The organism is Streptomyces scopuliridis (assembly GCF_042790125.1).
In the GTDB taxonomy this organism is placed as follows: Bacteria; Actinomycetota; Actinomycetes; order Streptomycetales; family Streptomycetaceae; genus Streptomyces; species Streptomyces scopuliridis_A.
Window position 1 is genome coordinate 1 of the sequence record NZ_JBHTZS010000036.1, and the last position, 21,848, is coordinate 21,848.

Consider the following 21,848-nt stretch of genomic DNA (forward strand, 5'->3'; position numbering starts at 1 on the left):
AAATATGACTGCCGCCATGCCCCCCCCCCCCCCCCCCCCGCCCCCCCCCCCCCCCCACCCCCCCCAAAACCCCCCCCCCCCCCCCCCAACCCCGGCCCCGGGGGCGCGCCGCACAACCCCCCCGCGGCCGGGCGGGGCCGGTGTCCCCGGGGGCGGGGAGACACTGGCCCAGCCCTCCCACCGGGTCAGGGGTGCGTACCGTCATCGCGCGACTGGGTCGCTAGCGCCTCTTGGTCTTCCAGAGGGCCTGGATCAGGGCAGTACAGCGCTCGCCCACGCCCGCGCCGGCGGCGAGGTAGTTGGGGCTGTAGCTGAAGGCGAGGCCGGACTCCGGGTCGGCGACGCCGAGGGCACCTCCGAGCCCTGGGTGTCCGAAGGCATGCTTTCCGGGCCAGGGCATCATCGTCTTCTCGGGGAGCAAGAAGCCGCAGCCGTACCGCGTGTAACGGTCCGTCATCTGACAGATGCCCTCCCAGCTCACGGTCCTGGCCTGCTCGACCAAGTCGCGGGAGACCAGCTTCACACCGTCCAGTTCGCCCGCATTGGCGAGCACGGCGTAGACGCGGGCGACCGAGCGGGCGTTGCCCTGTCCGTTGGACGAGGGGAACCGGGCCATGAGGTAGTCCGGATCGTTGTTCGGGTCCTTGGCGTAGGGGCGGACGCGCCAGGCACGGTACATCTTCGTACCGGGTGTCATGATCTGTCCGAGGGACGCGTTGTCGCGGTTCGGTATGATCTTCGCCGTCCGCTGGAAGTCCGCTCGCCGGAGGCCATAGCGGTAGTCGACCCCGAGAGGGCCGGCGACCTCGTCGTCGAAGAAGCGGTCGAGGTGGCGTCCGTCCACGCGGCGGATCAGTTCGCCCAGCAGGAAGCCCATGCTCATCGAGTGATAGCCGCCTTTGGTGCCGGGCTTCCACTCGGGTGCCTGGACCTCGAAGGCGTGGATCATGGTCTTCCAGTCGTAGCCGGAGCCGTCGGGTGCCGCGTCCGCGTAGAGCAGACCCGCCTTGCTCTGCATCAGCGTCCGCACCGTGATCTCCGCCTTGCCGGCCTGGGCGAACTCGGGCCAGTAGGCCGCCACGGGCTTGTCGAGGTCCACCTTGCCCCGGTGGGCGAGCATGAGGACGCAGAGAGCGGCCATGCTCTTGCCGACCGACATCATGCCCACGATCGTGTCGCGGTACCAGGCGCGCTTCGTCGCGGGGTCGGCCACCCCGCCCCAGAGGTCGACGACCTTCTTCCCGTCGTGGTAGACGCAGACGGCGGCGCCCACCTCGCCGCGGTGGCGGAAGTTCTCTTCGAATGCCTTGCGGACACGCGCGAACTCCGGCTCGCAGGTGCCCTCGACCGGCGAGGTGGACGATGTACGCCGGCCGTTGTCGGCGCCGGTGTGGGCCGAGGCGGACGGCCCGAGAGCCAGCGCCGCCGTGGCCGCGCCTCCGATGGTGAAGCGGCGGCGGTCGGGGTCGGCAGTGGCGCGGGAGTGCCGGCCGGGATCGGCTTCATGCAACATGGCGACTGCACCTTTCGCTCCGGGCGGAGAGGAGTGCGGCCACAGTGCCATGTATGCAACTAGTTGCACAACATGTGTGAAGGTGGTTTTCCGAACCGTCGGAACCTCGTGTTCCGCTGTTCCGTGGCCCCTTCGGGGAGTGGGGACCTACTCGCGCAGGCTGGCCAGGGCCTGATCCAGCCACGCGATCCAGAACCTCTCCCTGCCGATACCGGCCTGGAGGACGAGGTGGCGCAGGCGGTCGGGTTCCGCGGCGGCGTCCATCGGCTCAGGGAAGTCGCGCTCCTCGATGTCCTCGTACTCCGACAGCTGTTGTCGGTGGAGTTCGAGATGGCGTTCCAGTTCGGCGACCAGAGTGTCCCCGGAGCCCGACCCGAGGACGGCGGCGGCGCGGAGGCGGAGCAGCAGCGGTTCGCGGGCGGGTCTGGGGTCATCGGTGAGGGCCACCCATGCGGTCAGTTCCGCACGCCCTCCGGACAGCACCTCGTACTCCTTGCGTTGCCCCTGGGCAGGGCGTTCCGCCGGTATGGCGCGGATCAGGCCGTTGTCCTCCAGGCGCGCCAGCTCACGGTAGATCTGCTGGTGAGTCGCCGTCCAGAAGAAGCCGATGGACCGGTCGAACCTCCGGGCCAGTTCCAGCCCGGAGGAGGGGCGTTCCAGCAGGGCGGAGAGGATCGCGTGTTTCAGGGACATGGCGGAATCCTAGAAGCGCCCGGCGAGGGGTGCTCACAGCGCCGCCGCCAGTTCCGTTCCCTGGCGGATCGCCCGCTTGGCGTCGAGTTCGGCGGCCACGTCCGCACCTCCGATGACATGCACCGGAAATCCCGCGTCGAGCAGTTCCTCGTACAGGGCCCGGTTCGCGTTCTGGCCCGCGCACAGCACCACGGTGTCGACGGGGATGACGCGCTCGTCCTCGTCGACGGTGATGTGCAGTCCTTCATCGTCGATGCGCCGGTAGGTGACTCCCGCGATCACGGTGACGCCGCGGTGCCTCAGCTCGGCTCGGTGGATCCATCCGGTGGTGGTGCCGAGGCCGGCGCCGACTTTGCCGGTCTTGCGCTGGAGGAGGTGGACCGTTCGCCGCGCGGCTGACCGCTGAGGGGGGCGCAGGCCCCCACCGGTGCGGTACGCGGTGTCGACACCCCAGTGCTCGAAGTAGACGTCCGGACGGAGGCTCGCCCTGTCTCCTGGATCAGTGAGGTATGCCGCGATGTCGAAGCCGATGCCGCCTGCGCCGATGATCGCCACGCGCTGTCCCACCGGTGCCTGTCCGTGCAGCACGTCCCAGTAGCTGACGACCTCCGGGCGGTCGCCGCCGGGTATCTCGGGAACGCGGGGTGTCACACCCGTCGCGATGACGATCTCGTCGTAGGAGCCCGTCTTGAGGCTCTCGGCGGTGACGTGCGTGCCCAGACGGACGTCCACCGCCCGTGCGGCGAGTTGAACGCGAAAGTAGCGAAGGGTTTCGTCGAACTCCTCCTTGCCGGGCACCCGCCTGGCGAGGTTGAGCTGGCCGCCGATGTCATCACCGGCCTCGAACAGCGTGACGTCGTGGCCGCGTTCGGCGGCGGACACCGACAGTGCCAGCCCGGCGGGCCCGGCCCCGATCACCGCCAGTCTCTTGCGGTGGCGGGTGGGGGCGAGTACCAGTTCCGTCTCATGGCAGGCCCGCGGATTGACCAGGCAGGAGGTGACCTTCCTGCTGAGTGTGTGATCGATGCATGCCTGGTTGCAGGCGATGCAGGTGTTGATGGAGTCGGTGTGTCCTGAGCGCGCCTTGGTGAGGAAGTACGGGTCCGCGAGGAACGGCCGGGCCATCGAGATCATGTCCGCGCAGCCGTCGGCGAGAAGCCGCTCCGCGACTTCGGGGGTGTTGATGCGGTTGCTCGTCACCAGTGGGACGGAGACCGCGCCCATGAGTTCCCTGGTGACCCAGGAGAAGGCGGCGCGGGGTACCAGGGTGGCGATGGTGGGAACGCGGGCCTCGTGCCAGCCGATCCCGGTGTTGATGATCGTGGCGCCGGCGGCCTCCACCGCCTGCGCGAGCAGCACGACCTCGTCCAGGGTGCTGCCACCGGGCACGAGGTCGAGCATCGACAGTCGGTAGACGAGGATGAACTCGGGTCCGACCCGTTCGCGCACCCTGCGGACGATTTCCACCGGGAAGCGCATCCGGTTCTCGTAGGCGCCGCCCCAGCGGTCGGTGCGGTGGTTGGTCGCGGCGGCGATGAACTCGTTGATCAAATAGCCCTCGGAGCCCATGATCTCGACGCCGTCGTAGCCGGCCGCCTTGGCGAGTCCGGCCGCCCGGACGAACCCTTCGATCGTCTCCTCGACCTCGTCGTCCGTCAGCGCGCGCGGCGTGTACGGGCTGATCGGGGCCCGGATCGCGCTCGGGGCGACCAGCTCGGCATGGTGGGCGTAACGGCCGACGTGCAGCAACTGGACCGCGACCCGGCCGCCTTCCCTGTGCACCGCCTCGGTGATGAGTGTGTGCTGCTCGGCTTCGGCCTCGGTCGTGAGCTTCGCGCTGCCCAGCAGGGACCCGCCTCGTTCGTCCGGCGAGATCCCGCCGGTGACGATGAGCCCGACTCCGCCCCGGGCGCGCTCGGCGTAGAAGGCGGCCATCCGCTCGAAGCCCCGTTCGGTCTCCTCCAGGCCGAGGTGCATCGAGCCCATGAGCACACGGTTGGGAAGCGTGGTGAATCCGAGATCGAGCGGGCTGAGCAGGTGCGGGAACTCGTTCATCGGCATGGCTCCTTCATCGCTGGATGCCATCAGTTCTAGAGGGCCGTGGGTTTTTTTGCAACTTGTTGCACAAGATGTGGCCGGTGTCCCTCGCTCGTTGAACCGGCCACGTCGCGCCGCAGGCAACCGGTCGCGCTCGTCGGCTCGCCCGTCAGCTCAGGTGCGTGAGGCCCGCGATCCGCCTGGGGGAGCCGCGGAGGCCACCAGCTCGTCGAATGCCGTGTAGGCGGCCTTCTCCAGTCGGTTCCAGAGGTGCCAGTAGGTGTCCGAGGACTTCGCCGAAGGCCAGTCCGCGGGCAGGTACCGGGTCGGCAGCCCGGGGTCGGTGCGGAGCAGGTGCAGCCAGTCGGCGGTCAGGGAGGTGAGCTGTGTGGCCGCGTTCCCTTCCGGTGTCCGGCCCGTGCTCCAGCTCCGCTGGAAGTGATCGTGCTCGGCGCGCAGAGCCGTCAGGTCCCAGGCGCGTTCCACGAAGGCCGCCATGGGCGTCGTGGGAAGGGGTTGTGCGACGAATCCGCCCGACTCCGCCACGGCCTCGGCCAAGGGGGTCCCTGACACCACTCGCTCGAGGTCGGCGCGGCCCGGTGCGATCCACAGTCCGTCACGCAGGCAGCCGAAGCCGGCCCACACCAGGCGAGCCCTCAGCTGATCGCGCACCTCGCGGCGGGACTCGGGCAGGGAGAAGGTGAACAGCGTCCAGGTGTCCTCGGAGGGTGTGAACGGCGTCCGTGAGCGGACCCGCTCGCTCGCGTCGCGGAGCATCCGCTCGGCGCTGCTGGTCAGGCCGAAGACCGCTACCCGTCCCTCCTTCCGCTTCTCCAGCAGTTCCCTGTCGACCATGCGGCTCAGCGTCGCGCGCGTCGCCATCTCGCCGACCCCGAGATCCCCCAGGAGGTCGATGAAGACCCGGGACGCCACCGGCTCGTCCCGTCGGTCCACGACAAAGGTGCCCAGCAGTGCCAGCAGCAACTGCTGCGGACGCCGCCGACGCCCTGTCCTCGCGTCGGCCCCCGTGCCCCCCGTGCCCGCCATGAACGCACCCTTCCGCCGCTCGGCAGTGATCCCTTCGGATGCACTGTGCCACGGAAGACTTCAAGGCAAATAGTTAACATTTCGTTGACGCGCGTGATGCAAGTGTCTAGCTTTCCTTGCATCCTCCTCTCTCTCAGGAGCCGACGTGATCTATCGCAGTCACATTTCCGGACTTCGCGTTCCGCGTGCGCACTTCTCTGACCATGTGCTCGCCGGTGCGTTCTCCCGCGAGGACAAGACGGCGCTCATCGACGCGGCCAGCGGCGAAGAACTCACCTACGGCGAACTCGTACGGGGCGCGGACCGCGGCGCGACCGGTCTCACCGCGGCAGGCGTGCTGCCGGGTGACGTCGTCGCGGTCATGAGCCACAACCAGCCCAGGTTCGCTGTGGCGCTCCACGCCGTGCTCCGCGCCGGGGCGGTGGTCTCGCCGCTCAATCCGGTGCTGACGACGGAAGAGATCGTCAGGCAGCTCAAGGACTCGCGGACGCGCGTGCTCATCGTGGCGCAGGCCTTCGCCGGCAAGGGGATCGAGGCGGCTCAGCTGGCCGGAGTGGATGAGGTGTTCGTCCTCGGCTCCCACCCCCACCGCGGATCCTGGGACGATCTCGTGGCGGACGCCCCGCCGACACCAACGGCGTTCACCCGCGATCCCGCTGAGGCGCTCGCCTTCCTCCCGTACTCCAGCGGGACCACGGGCACATCGAAGGGCGTGATGCTGACGCACCGCAACGTAGTAGCCAATCTCGAACAGCTCAGGCTCAGTTGGCGCACGAACGAGGACGACGTGCTGTGCGCCGTACTGCCGTTCTTCCACGTCTACGCCCTGACCGTCCTCCTCAACGCCGCGCTGTGCGTCGGCGCGACCGTCGTCACCCTGCCGCGCTATGGGGTCCGTGCCTTCCTGGGTGCCGTCCAGAGCTACGGCGTCACCCGGGGCCACCTCGCCCCGCCGATGATCCTCGACCTTGCCCGGGCGGCCGAAGTCGACGAGTACGACCTGTCCACCATGCGCACGGCCGTCTCCGGAGCCGCCCCCCTGGACCAGGAGCTGGCAGCCGCCGCCGAGGAGCGCGTCGGATGCCTGATCCGCCAGGGTTACGGAATGACCGAAGCCAGCCCCGCCACGCACTGCGCGTACGACGAGGACTTCGCGGAGACGCCCCCCGGCTCCGTCGGCCGACTGCTGCCGGCCACCGAAGCCCGGCTGGTCGACCCGCTCAGCGGCGAGGACGTACCGCCCGGAGAAGCCGGCGAGTTGTGGATACGCGGCCCACAGGTGATGGCCGGATACCTGGCCAACCCGGAAGCGACCGCGGCGACTTTCACCGACGGCTGGCTGCGCACCGGCGACATGGCCCGGATCGACGAACACGGCCGCTTCTTCATCGTCGACCGGCTCAAAGAACTGATCAAGTACAAGGGCTACCAGATCGCGCCCGCTGAACTGGAGGCCGTACTGCGCACTCACCCCGACATCGCCGACACCGCCGTCGTCGGGATGCCGCACCCGACCGGCGGCGAGGCGCCGAAGGCGTTCGTCGTGGTCAAGCGAGCGATCGACCCCCAGGACCTGCTGGACTGGGTGGCCGAGCGCGTCGCTCCCTACAAACGGGTCAGGGCCATCGAGTTCATCGACGCGATCCCGAAGTCACCGGCTGGGAAGATCCTGCGCCGCAGGCTCAACAACGCCTGAGGCAAGCGCCCCACAGGTCCGCCGGGGACCACGATCGGGACGTAGGGACCGATGAGTTCTCGACAGGGAAAGAGTCTGCACGGTTATGACTCCTCACGTACTCAAGACCCCCGAGGCCGATCTCGCCTACGACGTCCATGGCGCGCTGCCGACCAGCGACGGACGCCCAGCGCTGGTCATGATCGGCCAGCCCATGGACGCCGGCGGCTTCCGTGCGCTGGCATCGCACTTCCCCGAGCGCACCGTGATCACCTACGATCCGCGCGGCCTCGGCCGCAGCACCCGCAAGGACGGCCGGGTCGACCATACGCCCGAAACCCAGGCCGCCGATGTGCGCGCCGTCATCGAGGCGCTCGGCGTGGGCCCGGTCGAGATGTTCGCGAGCAGCGGCGGTGCGGTGACGGGGCTCGCTCTCGTGGCGGCATACCCCGATGTGGTGACCACCCTGGTGGCGCACGAGCCGCCGCTCATTCCGCTGCTCCCCGATGCCAGAGCCGCTGAGCGCGCCCGGTCCGGTGTCCGGGACGCGTACGAGGCGAAGGGCTGGGGTGCCGGCATGGCGGCCTTCATCATGATGACGTCGTGGCAGGGCGAGTTCACCGACGACTACTTCGCCCGGCCCGCGCCGGATCCTGCCGCGTTCGGGATGCCGGTCGAGGACGACGGTTCCCGTGACGATCCGCTGCTCTCCGACCGGTCCTGGGCGGTCAGCGACTACCGGCCCGACGCCGACGATCTGGCCGCGGCGCCGACACGGGTCGTGATCGCGGTGGGCGAGGAGACCGGGGACACATTCACCGGACGCACCTCGTTGGCGACAGCCGAACTGCTGGGCCGGCGGGTGACGGTGTTCCCGAGCCACCACGGCGGCTTCCTCGACGGCGAGTTCGGCTATGCCGGGCAGCCGGAGGCCTTCGCGCGCAGGCTGCGCGAGGTTCTCGACGCTGTCCGTTGAGTCGCGGTGAGCACCACTGGGCCGCCGCGATCTCCCGGGCGGAGGTAGCCGCCGGCCACAACCACTGAAAAGGCCGGCCACGCGAGTGTGCCGGCTCAGCGGTGGGCGGTGCTTGAGCTGGAAGCCACTCACGGATTCCGTGAGTGGCTTCCAGTTCCGGTACCGGGGCGAGGATGCCGGCGAGTGCGGCCCGGTCGCGGGACGCGTGGCGCGGTGGCCGCCCGCTGCTGATCGTACCCCGCGGCGAGGCACCGTTCAGGTGCAGCGCAGCAGGATCATGAATCCGTAGTCCATGTGGAGCTGCTGGTGGCAGTGGAACAGGGACAGTCCGGGCTGGTCGGCTGTGAAGTCGAAGTCCAGGCGCTGGTAGCCGCCGAGCATGACGACGTCCTTGTGCAGGCCCTGAGTGGGGGTGCCGGCGATGTGCGTGACTTCGAAGGTGTGGCGGTGCAGGTGGATGGGGTGGATGTCGTCGCTGGCGTTGCGGAACCTGAGCCGGTACCGCTTGCCGTGCTCGACTTCCAGCACCGGCCTGTTGGCCGCCATCGAGAAGGGGACACCGTTGAGGGCCCAGACGTTGAACCCGTTGTCGGCGGCGTTGCGTTTGTCCACCAGCAGGTCGATGACATGGTCGGGCCGCGTGGTGGGGGAGCCGGAACGGGCGAAGGCCCGGTAGTCCCAGGTGAAGACGGCGGGAGACGTCCATCGGGGTGAGCCGGTGTGGCCGGTGTACTCGACCACGGTGCCCATGCCGGCCTTCCGGTCGTCGTCGGACACGTCCCCCAGTACCCACACACCCGGATGGTCCATCTCCACCAGGGCCGAGACTCGTTCGGCGGTGCCGATCCACAGCACGGGAACGTCGGCCGGGCGGGGGACCGGGTTGCCGTCCAGTGCGACCACTTTGAAGGTGTGGCCGGGCAGGGCCAGGCTGCGGATTTCGGTGGCGCTGGCGTTGAGGACGTGGAACAGCACGCGCTGCCCGGTCTTGACCCTGACCGGCTCGCCGTGGCCCAGCTTGCGGCCGTTGACGCTGAACGCGCGGTAGCCGACCTCGTAACCATGCGGCATCCCCCGCGCGAGCGAGTCGGCCATCGCCTTCTCACCTCTACGCTTCAGGTCGGGCACCGGGGAGCCGGCCAGGAAGTTCTGGGCCATGTCCCCTCCATGGCTCAGGGAGGGCTCGAACTCCTTCAGCACCAGGAACACCTCCTGGTCATACGCCCCGGGGTTGGCCTTCGTCTCGATGTGGACCGGACCTGCCTGACCGGTGTACGTGCTCCGGGCGAGGTCACCATGGGCTGCCACATGGGTGTGGTAGAAGCGGAAGCCGGACGGTCCGGGGGTGAACGCGAGACGCCGCATCCCGTGGGCGGGGATGAACGGGGTGCCCTCTTCGGAAGCCCCGTCCACGGCGGCGGGGACCCGCTGGCCGTGCCAATGCAGTAGCTCGGGGGCACCGGTGTCGTTGTGGACGTCGACCACGACAGGACGGCCTTCGGTCAGCCGCAGCAGGGGCCCGGGGAACTGTCCGTTGTACGTGGTGGTGGAGATCACCGTGTCCGGTGCGAGCTCGACCTGCCCGGTCGCAATCCGCAGTGTGTAGTCCGCCTTCCCCGAGGGATCTGAGGCGATGGACGCACGGGAGGACTCGGCGCCGCAGGCGGCGACGCCGGTGCCGGCCGCTCCTAACAGGGACGCACCACTCAGCTTGAGGAGATCGCGACGAAGGATCGACACCGGTACTGCTCCCTTTCCTCGTTCCCTGGGGCTGACACAACCCCGACCGATCCAGGGCCGGGGATGCACCCACTGGAAACTCCGCCACATGTGGGCAAATCGACGCATCGGTTGATCGAATCGTAGCCCGGTACGGGCCGGAGGCCGCGCTGGCGCGACCGCGCCAGTCCGCATCACCGAGCCGCCACCACGGCGGGGCCGCGGTCGCCAAGTCGAGCCGCACGGCCGTCCACCGGTGGCGCTGCGTCAGGCGCTGTGCGAGATCGGCCGGGGCATGTGAAACCGTCCCTATCCCCGAGGACCTTCGGTGCGCATATGGATTTCGGCATACATTGACGCAAGGTCAGATGTGCTGTGATGACGTCCGGGTCGACGCAGCGGTGTCCCTCGCCGCCACAAGCCCGCTGCCGGCCCGTCAAATCCCTCGAAATCCAGCTGATGGGAAGACTGTTGCGCATTGTGAGTGTGTTCAAGAGGATCGTAGCCGCCGGTGCCGTGGTGCTCGCCGCCCTCAGCCTCCAGCCGGCCTCCGCCTCCGCCGCCCCGCCGCCCGCCCCGCCCATCGTCGGCGGTTCACCCGCGACCCAGGGCGAATTCCCGTTCGTCGTAAGGCTGGACGGGACCTGTGGTGGCGCGCTGTACTCACCGACTGTCGTACTGACCGCAGGGCACTGTCTGTACATGTACGGATCCGGCGACAACACCGAGATCACGGTCACCGCCGGCGTCGTCGACCTGGAGAGCCCCAAGGCCCTCAAGGCCAGGTCCACCAAGATCAAGGTGGCCCCCGACTTCGACAGAATCAACAAGGAGAGTGACTGGGCGTTGGTCAAGCTCGACAGGCCCATCGACCTCCCGACCCTGAAGCTCGCCACCGACGACACATACAACAAGGGCGAGTTCACTGTCGCCGGTTGGGGGACGACCGCGGCGGGTGGCACCACCGTCAGCGAGCGCTACCTCCGCGAGGCCACCGTCCCGTTCGTGTCCGATGCCGACTGTGCCACGTCCTACCCGGCCCCGGAGTGGGACTTCGTGGCGGACGCGATGCTCTGCGGCGGATACCCGGAGGGCGGCATCGACGCCTGCCAGGGTGACTCCGGCGGTCCGCTGTTCCGCAAGGACAACACCGGCTCCTACCTCCAGGTCGGCATTGTGAGCTGGGGCAAGGGCTGCGGACAGCCCGGCTACCCCGGTGTCTACACCGAGGTCTCGACCTACGCCTCCGAGATCGCCGCGGCGGCGGCGAAGCTCTGAGCCGAACCCGCGCGCCCTTGACCAGGGCGGGCGGGTGTGGATCGGCAACCGCCAAAGACCCGGTCACCGGCTTCAACAGCATGCGAATGGAAGGATCGATATCGTGCGCAGACGACGTCTCGTGCCCCTGGTGGCCGTGAGTGTCACGGCGACACTGGCTCCCGCGCTCGCCACCTCGACGGCCACCGCCGCTCCGGCCGCCGCCCCGTCGACCGTTGCCACGGCCGAAGCCGCGCTGAACCGGTATGTGGAGCAGGAGCCGCGGTGGAAGCGCTGCGAAGCCGACTCTCCTGCGGAGTTCGAGTGCGCCACGATCAAGGTTCCACTGGACTACCGGGTTCCCGGGGGCAAGTGGATCGACCTGGCCATATCCCGGATCAGAAGCACCGCGCCGGACAAGCGCCGTGGAGTCCTGTTCCTCGGCCCCGGCGGCCCCGGAAGTCCGGGGCTCGACATACCGCTGGACAAGCAGAGGTATCTTCCGGAGTCCGCACGGCAGAAGTACGACCTCATCGGCTTCGACCCGCGCGGTGTGGGGCGGAGCACCCCGATTTCCTGCGATCTGGAGCCGGAGGAGCGGAACTGGCTGCGGCCGTACAAGAAGGAGACATTCGACGAAGATGCCGCCTGGGCACGCGACTTCGCGGGCAAGTGCAAGGAGAAGGCGGGCGATACGCTTCCGCACCTCACGACCCGTAACGCCGCGCGCGACATGGATCTGCTCAGGGCGGTCCTCGGTGAGGAGAAGGTCTCCTACCTGGGTAACTCGTACGGGACCTACCTGGGCGCCGTCTACACCCAGCTTTTCCCGGGCCGGGCCGACCGGTTCGTGCTGGACAGCGCGGTCGATCCGGCGCGCGTCTGGCGGGGGATGATCCAGCTGTGGGCCGAGGGCGCCGAGCCGGCGTTCGACCGGTGGACCGAGTGGGCCGCCGGGCGTTCGGGGACGTACGGCCTCGGTGACACCCCGAAGGAGGTCGACCGGACCTTCTGGGACCTGGTCGCGCGGGCCGACGAGAAAGCCATCGAGGTGGACGGGCAGCCGACCACCGGTGATGACATCCGGCGGAACATGCGCTTCATGGCGTTCAGGCCGACGGAGGCCACCGAACTGGTCCTGGAGCTGAAGAAGGCCACGGCCGGTGAACCCGCCTCCGCGAAGAAGCTCACGGCGTTCGCCGGATCCGGGAAGACCGAGCCGGCATCGGACAACAGCACGGCGAGCTTCTGGGCGGTGGCGTGCGGCGACAACTCGGCCGCATGGCCCCGCGACCCCGAGCGCTACCGGCAGGACACCATCGAGGACAAGCGCCGCTACCCGCTCTACGGAGACTTCACGTCCAGCATCAAACCCTGTGCGTTCTGGGACACGTCCGTGGAACCGGCGACCACGGTGAACAACAAGGTCGGCGCCCTGGTCGTCCAGAACGAGTGGGACGCGCAGACCCCGCTGCCCAGCGGTCAGGCCCTGCACGCCGCCCTGAAGGGCTCGAAGATGGTCACCGTCCTCGGCGGCGAGGGCCATGGCGTCTACCTGAACGGCAACGCGTGCACGGACGATACGGTCACCGGCTACCTGCTCACCGGCAAACTCCCGGCGAAGGATGTGACCTGCGAAGCGACGGCTGACTCGAACGCGGAGGCACAGAAGAAGCAGAAGCGGGACGTGCTTCCCGGGCTTCCGCTCCCGGAGCGCTTCTGAGTCACAGCCGGGCGCCGGGCGAAGAAGGGCAAGCCTCACCGCCTGCCGGCGACCTACCGCCCCACCCACCGAGCGGGCCACGGAAAACGTCAGATCCTCGTCGTACGGGGGATGCGGTACAGCACGTTCGGACGCAGTGGCCCTTCGGGGGCGGTGGGGTCGTCGAAGTCGTCGGCCGGGTCCCGGGTCATGCCGATCCGGCGCATCACCGCCTGTGAACGGAGGTTGGTGGCCGTTGTCACAGCAAGGATCTCGGGAAGCTCAAGAACGTCGAAGCCGTAGGCCAGGACTGCCAGGGCGGCCTCGGTGGCGTAGCCATGGCCCCAGGCCGCGCGGGCGAGCCGCCAGCCGATCTCCACTCCTGTGAACGGCATGCCGTCATCCACCTGATCCAGGCCCGCGAAGCCGATGAACTCACCCGTGGCCCGCACCTCAACCGCCCACCACCCGTAGCCTCGCTGGTCGAACTCGGCCTGGAACCGCGCGACGGAGGCATCGCTCTGTTCACGGGTGAGCGGGTCGCCCAAGTGCTCCCGAACCTCAGGATCGGCATTCATCGCCGCCCATGGTTCAAGGTCGGAGTCACACCATGGACGGAGGGTAAGGCGATCGGTACGCAGTTCAGCCATGGCGCCCAGCCAACGTGAGCTGTGGCCTCCGGGCAATCCCTTTTCCTTCAGAGCGACGCCAGTGGGAATGACGCCGGCGGGAATGACGCCGGCGGTGGGCACCATCAGCGGGGCGCGGGAACGTCCTCGCCCACGAGGTCCCGGCCCACGATCTCTTTCATGATCTCCGTGGTGCCCCCGTAGATGGTGGTGACACGAGCGTCCGCGTAGGCGCGGGCGATCGGATACTCGCGCATATAGCCGTAGCCACCGTGGAGTTGCAGACAGCGGTCGATGGTGCGGTTCTGCAGTTCGGTGGCCCACCACTTCGCCTTGGCCGCCTCGACGGCGGTCAACGTCCCCGCGTTGAGGGCGAGCACACAACGGTCCAGATAGGCGCGGGACACATCGATCTCCGTCGACAGCTCGGCGAGCGCGAACCTGGTGTTCTGGAAGTCGGCCACGCGCTGGCCGAAGGCCCTGCGCTCCCTGGTGTACGCGAGTGTCCAGGAGAGGGCGGCCTCGGCCGCGGCCAGGCCGTAGTACGCGATGGACATACGCTCCCTCGGCAGCCGCTCCATCAGGTGCCGCAATCCGGCTCCCTCGGTGCCCAGGAGGTTCTCCGCGGGAAGACGTACGTCGTCGAAGAACATCTCGGACACGTCCTCACCTCGCTGCCCCAGCTTGGCCAGGCGGCGGCCCCGCACGAACCCCGGGGTTCCGTTCTCCACGAGGAACAGGCTGAACTCCCGCTCGCCGGTACGGGCGAAGGTCACCACCACATCGGCCTGGCCCCCGCTCGTGATGAAGGTCTTGCTGCCGTTGAGGACCCAGTGGCTGCCGTCGCGCACCGCGGTGGTGCGGATGCCGCGCAGGTCGCTTCCGGCGTCCGGCTCGGTCATGGCGATCGCGCTGCGCAGCTCGCCCGAGCACAGCCGGGGCAGCAACCGCTCCTTCTGCTCGCCGGTGGCGAGATCGACGAGATACGGTCCGACAAGGTCGTCGAAACCCCCGAGCGCGGCGTTCACCGCGGCCGCGCCCGCCCGTGCGAGCTCATCCATGAGCACACAGCGGAACCGGTAGTCGTGGGCGCCACCGCCGCCGTACTCCTCGGGTACCAAGAGCCCGAGGAGGCCCAGCTCGCCCGCCCTGGAGTGCAACTTCGGATCTATACGGCCCGCCTGCTCCCACTCCTCCACATACGGGGAGATCTCGTGTCGGACGAACTCTTCGACCATGGACCGGAAGTGCTCATGGTCCTCGGTGAACAGTGAGGACTGCATAGCGCATCGCCTCTCGTGGTGGGGCGGGGTGGGGCGAGGTGGACTGAGGTGGACTGAGGTGGAGCGGGGGCATCCGCGGGTGGTGACGGGAACGGGACCGCCGCTACGCGTAGTAGCGGTAGATCGCGGAGGCGACACAGGCCGGCTTCTTCGAGCCCTCCACCTCGACCGTGAAGGACAGCCGCATCTCGACGCCGTTGCCCTTGACCTCCTCGACGGAGCCGACGACACCGTGCAGCCGGATCCTCGCGCCGACCTTGACCGGGCTGGGGAAACGGACCTTGTCCAGGCCGTAGTTGACGCTCACCGAGATTCCGTTGATCGCGAGCAGATCGCCGAAGAGCGGAATGATCAGGGAGAGCGTGAGGTAACCGTGGGCGATCGGTCCGCCGAAGGGCCCCCGCGCCGCCCGCTCGGGCTCGACGTGGATCCACTGGTGGTCGTCGGTGGCGTCGGCGAAGGTGTTCACCCGCTCCTGGGTGATCTCCAGCCAGTCGGTGCGGCCGAGGTCGGCTCCCGCGAGCGCTTTGATCGCGTCGAATGAGGCAACGGTGCGAAGGGCATTCATGATGAGGCTCCAGAAGCGGTGGGAGTTCCATGGATCGCGCGGATGCGCGGCTTGAGCAGCTTCCCGGCGCCGCTACGCGGCAGTTCGTCGGTGAAGACGACCGTTTTGGGGATCTTGTAGCCGGCGAGCCGCCCGGTGAGGAAGGCGAGGATGTCCTCGGCCGTAGCCTCGGCCCCCGGTACCCGGACGACGACGGCACGGGCGACCTCGCCCCACGTCCGGTCGGGCACGCCGATCACGGCGCAGTCCTCGACCGCCGGGTGTTCGAACAGCAGGTTCTCCACCTCGGTCGGGTAGATGTTCTCCCCACCCGAGATGATCATGTCTTTGAGACGGTCGACGATGGTGAGGTAGCCGTCGTCATCGCGGACAGCGACATCGCCGGAGTGGAACCAGCCGTCCGAGAAGGACGCCGCGGTGGCGTCGGGCAGGCCCCAGTAGCCGGAGACAACGGTCGGGCCTTCGACCAGCAGCTCGCCCCGTTCGCCGGTTTCCGACTCCGCTCCGGAGGGGGTCACGAGACGCACGTCGTTGAAGAACTTCGGCAGGCCCGCGCTGCCTGGCTTGGCCGAGGCGTTGTCCGCGTCCAGCAGACACACACCGGGGGAGGACTCGGTCATGCCGTACCCCTGGAGGAAGCGGAGCCCCCGCTGCTCGTAGGTGTGGATGAGCGCGGGCGGCACCGGGGCGCCCCCGCAGATCAGGAACCGGACAGAGGTGAGGTCGGCCACGCCGAACCGTTCGTCGGAAGCGATCCGCTGGAACATGGCCGGAACGCCGAACATGACCGTGACACCGTGCTCCTCGACCAGACGGAGGGTGCGGGAAGGGGAGAAAGCCTCTTCCAGGATGAGGGTGCCGCCTTTGAGGAATGGCGGCAGGCAGGTCATGTTGAGGGCCGCTGTGTGGAACAGCGGCGCGGACAGCAGGCTCACCTCGTCGGAGGCGAGGTCCGTGTCGACAAGGACGTTGACGCAGTTCCAGGTGATGTTGGCATGGGTGAGGACGGCGCCCTTCGCCCGTCCCGTCGTCCCCGAGGTGTACATGATCATCGCGATGTCGTCGGGGGCGACGTGCTCGTCGATCTCGGTGTCCTCGGCCTGCGCCAGCGCTGCCTCGTAGGTCGCGTCGACGGCGATGAGCCGTCCTGCGCCCCCGCAGTCGTGTGCGACCGCCCCGAAGGCGGGCGTGTGAACGAGGGCCGAGGCGCCGGAATCGACGAGGCAGTGCCGCAGTTCCGGCGCGGCGAGGCGGATGTTGAGGGGGACGAACACGGCGCCCAGGCGGAACGTCGCGAACATGGTCTCCAGGAACGCGGGGTGGTTCGGGCCGAGGAACGCCACCCGGTCACCGCGGCGGATGCCGAGGCAACGCAGGTGATGGGCGAGGCGGGTGACGCGGTCATGCAGCTGTGCGTAGGTGTAGCTGGCTTCCGGGTGGACGACGGCGACGCGGTGGGGGTTCTTGCGGGCTCGTCGTCGGGTCCAGGAACCGATGCCGTGGTCACGCATGAGGGAGCTCCTTGGCGTCCGTGGGCGGAGCGGGAACCGCGGTGGGCGGTCAGTCTTCGAGGAAGCCGAACAGCCGGGCCGCGTTCTCCTTGAGGATCTTGGGCCGGACCTCGTCCTTGAGGGGAAGGGCGGCGAAGTCCTTCAGCCAGCGCTCGGGGGTCAGGAGGGGGTAGTCCGTGCCGAAGAGCACCTTGTCCTGGAGCAGGCTGTTGGCGTACTTGACGAGTTGCGGTGGGAAGTACTTCGGGGACCAGCCGGACAGGTCGATGTAGACCTGCGGTTTGTGCGTGGCCACGGACAGGGCCTCGTCCTGCCACGGGAAGGACGGATGGGCCATGATGATCGGCATGCCCGGGAAGTCGGCCGCGACGTCGTCGATGTAAAGGGGGTTGGAGTACTTCAGCCGGATGCCGCCACCGCCCGGTGCGCCCGCGCCGATGCCGGTCTGCCCGGTGTGGAAGACGGCTACGGCCCCGGCCTCCTCGATCGCCTCGTACAGCCCGTACGCGGCACGGTCGTTCGGGAAGAACGCCTGGAGACTCGGGTGGAACTTGAAGCCTCGCACCCCGAAGTCCCGGACCAGGCGCCGCACTTCCCGCACTCCCGGCCGCCCCTTCGCCGGGTCGATGGACGCGAAGGGGATGAGGACATCGGGGTTCTCCGCGGCGGCTTCGGCGATCTCCTCGTTGGGCAGGGCGGGGACGCCGGTCGCGGCCTCCGCGTCCACGCTGAAGACGACGCACGCCATCGCCCGCTCGCGGTAGTACGCGGCGATCTCGGGCAGGGTCGGGGTCCGATGGGCGGCGTCGACGTTGAAGTACTCGCTGGAAGCCCGCATCAAGTCCGCGGACAGGGAGTCCTGGCCGCGCGAGGAGACCTCGGCGTGTGTGTGCACGTCGATCGCGGTGATCGTGTCGATGTCAATGCCGGTCATCAGCCGGTGCTCCTCACAGTCGCGGGGCGGGGATGCCGAAGGTTTCGGTCAGCTGGCCCACCGAAGTCGGCCATGCGTCCGCGATCGCGTCGGCCGTCCAGCCTCCGTCGGCGAACGCGGCCGAGATCTCCCGCGGGTGCGACCACAGGGAGAGCTTGTCGCCGCCTATGCCGACGCATTGGCCGGTGACGTCCTTGGCCGCGTCGGAGGCGAGGAAGACGACCAGGCCGGCACAGTCCTCGGCGGTGCCGAAGGCCGCGCCCTTGCGCAGCTCACCGGGGAAGGAGGTGCCGTTCGCCTCGTACGCTTCGACATGCGGCGCGAACGCCGGGATGGTCTTGGTCATCTCGGTGGCCGCGGTCGGGATCACCGCGTTGGCCGTGATGCCCGCCTTGGCCAGTTCCATGGCCCAGGTGCGGGCCATCGCGGCGATGCCCGCCTTGGCGGCCGCGTAGTTGGTCTGGCCGAAGTTGCCGCGCTGGCCGGCCGGGGACCCGGTGAGGATGATGCGGCCGCCGTCGCCCTGCTCGCGCATCCGGATCGCTGCGGCGCGTCCGCAGGTGAAGGTGCCGCGCAGGTGGACGTGTTGGACCGCGTCGAAGTCGTCCTCGGACATCTTCCACAGCACCCGGTCACGCAGGATGCCCGCGTTGGTGACCATCACATCGAGCCGGCCGAACTCTGACACGGCCCGGTTCACCAGGGCGTCCGCGGCCTCGCTGGTGCCGACGGCGACCACCTCGGCGACGGCCCGGCCGCCTTCGTCGCGGATCCGTCCGACGGCCGCCTCGGCGGCGCCGGCGTCCACGTCGTTCACCACCACCGCGGCGCCCGCGGCGGCCAGCGAACGGGCGTAGGCGAAACCGAGACCGCGTCCGCTGCCGGTGACGACAGCGACCCTGCCGGAAAGGTTCATGGAGAGTCTCCTGGAGGAGGAAGGGAGGGGGAGGCATTGGCCGGGCGACGCCGCACAAGCCGCTGCGGGGTGCCGAAGAGTGCTTGCCTCCCCGTGTCATCCCGAATGAGGTTATGCATCTTCATGATGGGCGTCAATAAAGTGCGTAACATTAAACTTGGGGGTCACGTGATCAGGAGGCATGCATGGCAGACACCGACGGGCCGGCGGATGGCGGCCCGCGCGGCGGGACGGAACCGGACACGGGGGCCGAGGTGACGCTGAGACCTCAGTCGCTCATGCTCAACTTCCTCGGCAACTTCGCGCTGGACGGCGATGTCTGCATCTACTCCGGCAGCATCATCGAGGTCTTGGAACGCACGGGCGTGGGTGAACGTGCCACGCGTTCAACGCTGAGCCGGATGGTCGACCGCGGTCTGCTGCGGCGCCGGCGCGCGGGGCGGAGGATGTACTTCGGCCTCACCGACCGCGCGACGGCCGTCCTGCGCGACGGAGAGCGGCGGCTGCTCAAACAGGGAGCGGTCAATCACACCTGGGACGGCACCTGGACGCTGCTCGCCTTCTCCCTGCCCGAAAGCAGCCAAGGCCGCCGCCACGACCTGCGCTCGCAACTCACCTGGTCCGGATTCGGGCCGCTGATCGGCGGGTTGTGGATCGCGCCGGGGGACGCGGATGTCACACGCATCACCGGGGACCCCGAGCTGGGCCCCCATGTCACGGTCTTCCGGTCCACCGCCGACCCGGTCACCGATATCGCCCGCATGATCCACAACACTTGGGATCTCGACACCCCGGCCACTGGATACCGGGCCTTCCTGCGTCGCTGGCGTGTCTTCGCGGAGGGCCAGGGTGCCGAGGCGTCCGGATCCGACCTCGAAGCGCTCGCCCTCAAACTCCGTCTGCAGACGGAGTGGCTTCAGATCGTCGAAGCCGACCCGCGTCTTCCCGTCCAGCATCTGCCGGAGGACTGGCCCGCCGCCGCGGCGCAGGACGCCTTCCGCCGTGCCGACGCCCGGGTCGACAAGGCGGCCCGGGCGTCGGCGGAGCGGTTGCTGGAGACGATCCCGCTACGGGAGTGAGCCGAGCCCGGCCGGGGCCCCCGGCGCCGGGCGCACGGGGTGCGTGAGGCCGGGAAATCTCATGGGACCCTAAAGGAGTTGGCCCTGGAGTTCATCGGCGTTCCGCCGGAGCGTCTCCAGGACTCTTCCGGACATCTCCTCGGCCGAGAGCCGCTCCAGAGCCGAACCGGCGTTGAGCGCGGCGATGACACGGCCGTCCCACCGCTTGATCGGAACGGCGATCGAGTGGAACCCCGCCTCCACATCGTTCACTACATAGCAGTGGCCAACGTCCCGGATCTCCCTCAGTACTTCATCGTCGACTGCCGTATCGACTGCCGCATCGACTGCCTCATCGGCCGCCGTGGCGCTGTCGTGGCCGGTGGGGTCCTCATCGGAGGAGTCGAGATGGGCGAGCAGCACCTTGCCCAGTGCGGAGCGCCGCGCCGGTACGCGGAACCCGATCCCGCTGCCGACGGGGAGCAGCCGCTGCGGCACGGCGCGGGCGATCATGACGGCGTCCGGACCGTCGAGGACGGCCACGGAGCAGGATGCCGTGAGTTCATCGCAGATACGGTCACAGGCCGGCTGCACGATCGTGCTGATGACGTTCGACCGCAGGTACCCCTCGGAGAGGCGGAGGATGCGCGGGCTCAGCTCGTAGGACCGGCCGTCGGCCTCCAGATAGCCGAGGTGCTCCAAGGTGACCACCGCGCGCCGTACGGTGGCCCGGGGCAGGCCGAGCTCACGCGCCAGGTCCGCCTGCGTGAGGCGCCGGCGTTCCGCTCCGAAGGCCGAAAGGACGGCGAGCCCTCGTGCGAGGGCCTCGGAGAAGTCCGCGGAGTTCGCCCCTGCCAGTTTCCGCTGTTGCCGGGCCTCGGCATGTGCGGCGTCCAGTCGACCCATTGCGTCAATCCCTCCTTCAGTCGTAGTGTCCGGCTCACACGTCACGTAAATGAACTTTTGTGCGACAATCGAACATCCCAGGGGTTCAGATGCTAGCAGAAGAGAATCAAAAGATGACCGAGACCGGTCCGGGCACCCGGGCCGGCGACTGGATGCGGCTGTACTGGCAACCCGTCGCGTTGTCGGAGGAACTGGCCGGGCCGCGTCCGGTCGTCGCGGTCAAGCTGCTCGGGGAGGACCTGGTCCTGTTCCGCAACGAAGACGGTTCCCTGGGCCTGGTCGAGCGGCGCTGCCCGCACCGGGGCGCGGACTTGTCGCTGGGCCGGCTGGAGGACGGCGGACTGCGCTGCTACTTCCACGGCTGGCTGTTCGACGCCGTCGGCGCCTGTCTGGAGACTCCGGCGGAGCCGGTGGGCAGCAAGCTGGCCTCCCGGGTGCGGATCACGACGTATCCGGTGCGGGAACGCAACGGCATCGTGTGGGGCTACCTCGGTCCCGGCGAACCGCCGGCCCTGCCGGCGCTCGACTGCTTCCTGGCGCCCGAGGAGTTCACCTTCGCGTTCAAGGGCTTCCTCGACTGCAACTGGCTGCAGGCGCTCGAAGTCGGGATCGACCCCGCCCACGCCTCCTACCTGCACCGTTTCGCGGAGGACGACGACTCGGGCGACGCCTATGGCAAGCAGTTCCGCAATGTCTCCCTCGGCACCGATCTGCCCATGACGAAGATCCTCCGGGAGTACGGCCGCCCGGAGATCATCAACGCCCGCACGGAATACGGGCAGCGCATCGTCGCGCTCCGCCGTATCGACGGTGAGGGGCACGACGGCAACGCCACCCATGTGCGCATCACCCACCAGGTGTTCCCGCACGGCATCACCATCCCGCTCAGCGCCACCATGGCGATCACCCAGTGGCACGTTCCGGTCGACGACACCTCCTGCTACTGGTACGCGATGTTCACCAGCCTCGACGAACCGGTGGACCGCGAGAAGATGCGCGAGCAGCGCCTGGACGGCATCACACTGCCGGACTACAAACCGGTCCGGAACCGGTCCAACCAGTACCTGTTCGACCCCGAGGAGCAGCGGACCACCACCTACACCGGACTGGGCCACGACATCAATGTGCACGACCAGATGGCCGTCGAGGGCCAGGGCCACATTCACGACCGCACCCGTGAGCACCTGAGCCGCTCGGACAAGTCCATCGTGACCTACCGCCGGATGCTGCTCGCCGCCATCGACGCCGTCGCCGAGGGCAGGAGCCCCGAACTCCTGCTGAAGGACACCGCGGACGTGGAGAGCCGTGGGGGGGGGCCCCCCCCCCCGGTCGGGGGCCGCCGCGGGTGGGGGTGGGTCGGGTGCCGGAGACACAGGCGCCCCCGCCCCCCCCCCCCCCCGGGGCCGGCCGCCGCCCCCCCCCCC

18 protein-coding genes are annotated in these 21,848 nt (G+C 68.8%); 6 read left to right on the forward strand and 12 right to left on the reverse strand.

The genetic code is table 11. The features are described 5' to 3' along the window. Positions 1-220: 220 nt before the first annotated feature. The 4 genes from ACFRKB_RS33665 to ACFRKB_RS33680 all read right to left on the reverse strand — a co-directional run bounded on the left by ACFRKB_RS33665 (position 221) and on the right by ACFRKB_RS33680 (position 5,290). Complete coding sequence (locus tag ACFRKB_RS33665) at positions 221-1,513, reverse strand: serine hydrolase domain-containing protein (RefSeq protein ID WP_383110411.1); 1,293 nt, start codon at positions 1,511-1,513, stop codon at positions 221-223. Between the two features lie 147 nt (positions 1,514-1,660). Further along, positions 1,661-2,206, reverse strand: coding sequence for a PadR family transcriptional regulator (locus tag ACFRKB_RS33670; protein WP_383110412.1), 546 nt, complete (start codon positions 2,204-2,206; stop codon positions 1,661-1,663). Positions 2,207-2,239: 33 nt separating this feature from the next. After that, complete coding sequence (locus ACFRKB_RS33675) at positions 2,240-4,261, reverse strand: oxidoreductase (RefSeq protein WP_383110413.1); 2,022 nt, start codon at positions 4,259-4,261, stop codon at positions 2,240-2,242. 156 nt (positions 4,262-4,417) lie between these two features. Then, positions 4,418-5,290, reverse strand: a complete 873-nt coding sequence (locus ACFRKB_RS33680; protein WP_383110414.1) for a PaaX family transcriptional regulator — start codon at positions 5,288-5,290, stop codon at positions 4,418-4,420. Between the two features lie 145 nt (positions 5,291-5,435). Here ACFRKB_RS33680 and ACFRKB_RS33685 point away from each other — a divergent pair, with 145 nt between their 5' ends. Together ACFRKB_RS33685 and ACFRKB_RS33690 are read left to right on the forward strand one after the other, a co-directional pair. Beyond that, complete coding sequence (locus ACFRKB_RS33685) at positions 5,436-6,986, forward strand: AMP-binding protein (protein WP_383110415.1); 1,551 nt, start codon at positions 5,436-5,438, stop codon at positions 6,984-6,986. A gap of 85 nt (positions 6,987-7,071) precedes the next feature. Next, positions 7,072-7,941: an alpha/beta fold hydrolase gene (locus ACFRKB_RS33690; protein ID WP_383110416.1), complete on the forward strand. Its 870-nt coding sequence runs from the start codon at positions 7,072-7,074 to the stop codon at positions 7,939-7,941. 255 nt (positions 7,942-8,196) lie between these two features. Here the strand turns inward: ACFRKB_RS33690 and ACFRKB_RS33695 are convergent, their stop codons facing one another. Continuing rightward, entirely contained in the window at positions 8,197-9,681 is a 1,485-nt protein-coding gene (locus ACFRKB_RS33695) for a multicopper oxidase family protein (RefSeq protein ID WP_383110417.1), read from the reverse strand. A 438-nt stretch (positions 9,682-10,119) separates the two neighbouring features. Here ACFRKB_RS33695 and ACFRKB_RS33700 point away from each other — a divergent pair, with 438 nt between their 5' ends. Then, positions 10,120-10,938, forward strand: a complete 819-nt coding sequence (locus ACFRKB_RS33700; protein WP_383110418.1) for a S1 family peptidase — start codon at positions 10,120-10,122, stop codon at positions 10,936-10,938. Between the two features lie 103 nt (positions 10,939-11,041). Continuing rightward, the gene (locus tag ACFRKB_RS33705; protein ID WP_383110419.1) at positions 11,042-12,640 is read left to right on the forward strand and encodes an alpha/beta hydrolase; all 1,599 of its coding nucleotides are present in this window, start codon (positions 11,042-11,044) and stop codon (positions 12,638-12,640) included. 89 nt (positions 12,641-12,729) lie between these two features. Here ACFRKB_RS33705 and ACFRKB_RS33710 read toward each other — a convergent pair whose 3' ends face one another. From ACFRKB_RS33710 to ACFRKB_RS33735, 6 genes are all read right to left on the reverse strand, one after another. Further along, complete coding sequence (locus ACFRKB_RS33710; protein WP_383110462.1) at positions 12,730-13,269, reverse strand: GNAT family N-acetyltransferase; 540 nt, start codon at positions 13,267-13,269, stop codon at positions 12,730-12,732. A 104-nt stretch (positions 13,270-13,373) separates the two neighbouring features. Continuing rightward, the gene (locus tag ACFRKB_RS33715; protein ID WP_383110420.1) at positions 13,374-14,531 is read right to left on the reverse strand and encodes an acyl-CoA dehydrogenase family protein; all 1,158 of its coding nucleotides are present in this window, start codon (positions 14,529-14,531) and stop codon (positions 13,374-13,376) included. A 103-nt stretch (positions 14,532-14,634) separates the two neighbouring features. Beyond that, a complete protein-coding gene (locus ACFRKB_RS33720) occupies positions 14,635-15,099 on the reverse strand; it encodes a MaoC family dehydratase (RefSeq protein ID WP_383110421.1) in 465 nt (154 codons plus the stop codon). After that, positions 15,096-16,610, reverse strand: a complete 1,515-nt coding sequence (locus ACFRKB_RS33725; RefSeq protein WP_383110422.1) for an acyl-CoA synthetase — start codon at positions 16,608-16,610, stop codon at positions 15,096-15,098. The genes ACFRKB_RS33720 and ACFRKB_RS33725 overlap by 4 nt, the downstream gene beginning before the upstream one ends. A 49-nt stretch (positions 16,611-16,659) precedes the next feature. Beyond that, a complete protein-coding gene (locus ACFRKB_RS33730) occupies positions 16,660-17,544 on the reverse strand; it encodes an amidohydrolase family protein (protein ID WP_383110423.1) in 885 nt (294 codons plus the stop codon). Positions 17,545-17,557: 13 nt separating this feature from the next. After that, a complete protein-coding gene (locus tag ACFRKB_RS33735; protein ID WP_383110424.1) occupies positions 17,558-18,460 on the reverse strand; it encodes an SDR family oxidoreductase in 903 nt (300 codons plus the stop codon). Positions 18,461-18,645: 185 nt separating this feature from the next. Between ACFRKB_RS33735 and ACFRKB_RS33740 the strand changes: the two genes are divergently transcribed. After that, positions 18,646-19,539 (forward strand): PaaX family transcriptional regulator, encoded by an 894-nt coding sequence (locus ACFRKB_RS33740; RefSeq protein WP_383110425.1) that lies wholly within the window; start codon positions 18,646-18,648, stop codon positions 19,537-19,539. A 69-nt stretch (positions 19,540-19,608) separates the two neighbouring features. Here ACFRKB_RS33740 and ACFRKB_RS33745 read toward each other — a convergent pair whose 3' ends face one another. Next, positions 19,609-20,424, reverse strand: coding sequence for an IclR family transcriptional regulator domain-containing protein (locus ACFRKB_RS33745; protein WP_383110426.1), 816 nt, complete (start codon positions 20,422-20,424; stop codon positions 19,609-19,611). A 113-nt stretch (positions 20,425-20,537) separates the two neighbouring features. On the opposite strand from ACFRKB_RS33745, the gene ACFRKB_RS33750 reads away from it, so the two are divergent. Further along, a partial coding sequence (locus ACFRKB_RS33750; RefSeq protein ID WP_383110427.1) for a Rieske 2Fe-2S domain-containing protein occupies positions 20,538-21,848 on the forward strand: 1,311 nt, incomplete at its 3' end.

Excerpts from the sequence above, each read along its gene's own strand:
- ACFRKB_RS33665 (WP_383110411.1), bottom strand. The coding sequence starts at position 1,513 with ATGTTGCATGAAGCCGATCCCGGCCGGCACTCCCGCGCCACTGCCGAC.
- ACFRKB_RS33670 (WP_383110412.1), bottom strand. The coding sequence starts at position 2,206 with ATGTCCCTGAAACACGCGATCCTCTCCGCCCTGCTGGAACGCCCCTCC.
- ACFRKB_RS33675 (WP_383110413.1), bottom strand. The coding sequence starts at position 4,261 with ATGAACGAGTTCCCGCACCTGCTCAGCCCGCTCGATCTCGGATTCACC.
- ACFRKB_RS33680 (WP_383110414.1), bottom strand. The coding sequence starts at position 5,290 with ATGGCGGGCACGGGGGGCACGGGGGCCGACGCGAGGACAGGGCGTCGG.
- ACFRKB_RS33690 (WP_383110416.1), top strand. The coding sequence starts at position 7,072 with ATGACTCCTCACGTACTCAAGACCCCCGAGGCCGATCTCGCCTACGAC.
- ACFRKB_RS33700 (WP_383110418.1), top strand. The coding sequence starts at position 10,120 with ATGGGAAGACTGTTGCGCATTGTGAGTGTGTTCAAGAGGATCGTAGCC.
- ACFRKB_RS33710 (WP_383110462.1), bottom strand. The coding sequence starts at position 13,269 with ATGGCTGAACTGCGTACCGATCGCCTTACCCTCCGTCCATGGTGTGAC.
- ACFRKB_RS33715 (WP_383110420.1), bottom strand. The coding sequence starts at position 14,531 with ATGCAGTCCTCACTGTTCACCGAGGACCATGAGCACTTCCGGTCCATG.
- ACFRKB_RS33720 (WP_383110421.1), bottom strand. The coding sequence starts at position 15,099 with ATGAATGCCCTTCGCACCGTTGCCTCATTCGACGCGATCAAAGCGCTC.
- ACFRKB_RS33725 (WP_383110422.1), bottom strand. The coding sequence starts at position 16,610 with ATGCGTGACCACGGCATCGGTTCCTGGACCCGACGACGAGCCCGCAAG.
- ACFRKB_RS33730 (WP_383110423.1), bottom strand. The coding sequence starts at position 17,544 with ATGACCGGCATTGACATCGACACGATCACCGCGATCGACGTGCACACA.
- ACFRKB_RS33735 (WP_383110424.1), bottom strand. The coding sequence starts at position 18,460 with ATGAACCTTTCCGGCAGGGTCGCTGTCGTCACCGGCAGCGGACGCGGT.
- ACFRKB_RS33740 (WP_383110425.1), top strand. The coding sequence starts at position 18,646 with ATGGCAGACACCGACGGGCCGGCGGATGGCGGCCCGCGCGGCGGGACG.
- ACFRKB_RS33745 (WP_383110426.1), bottom strand. The coding sequence starts at position 20,424 with ATGGGTCGACTGGACGCCGCACATGCCGAGGCCCGGCAACAGCGGAAA.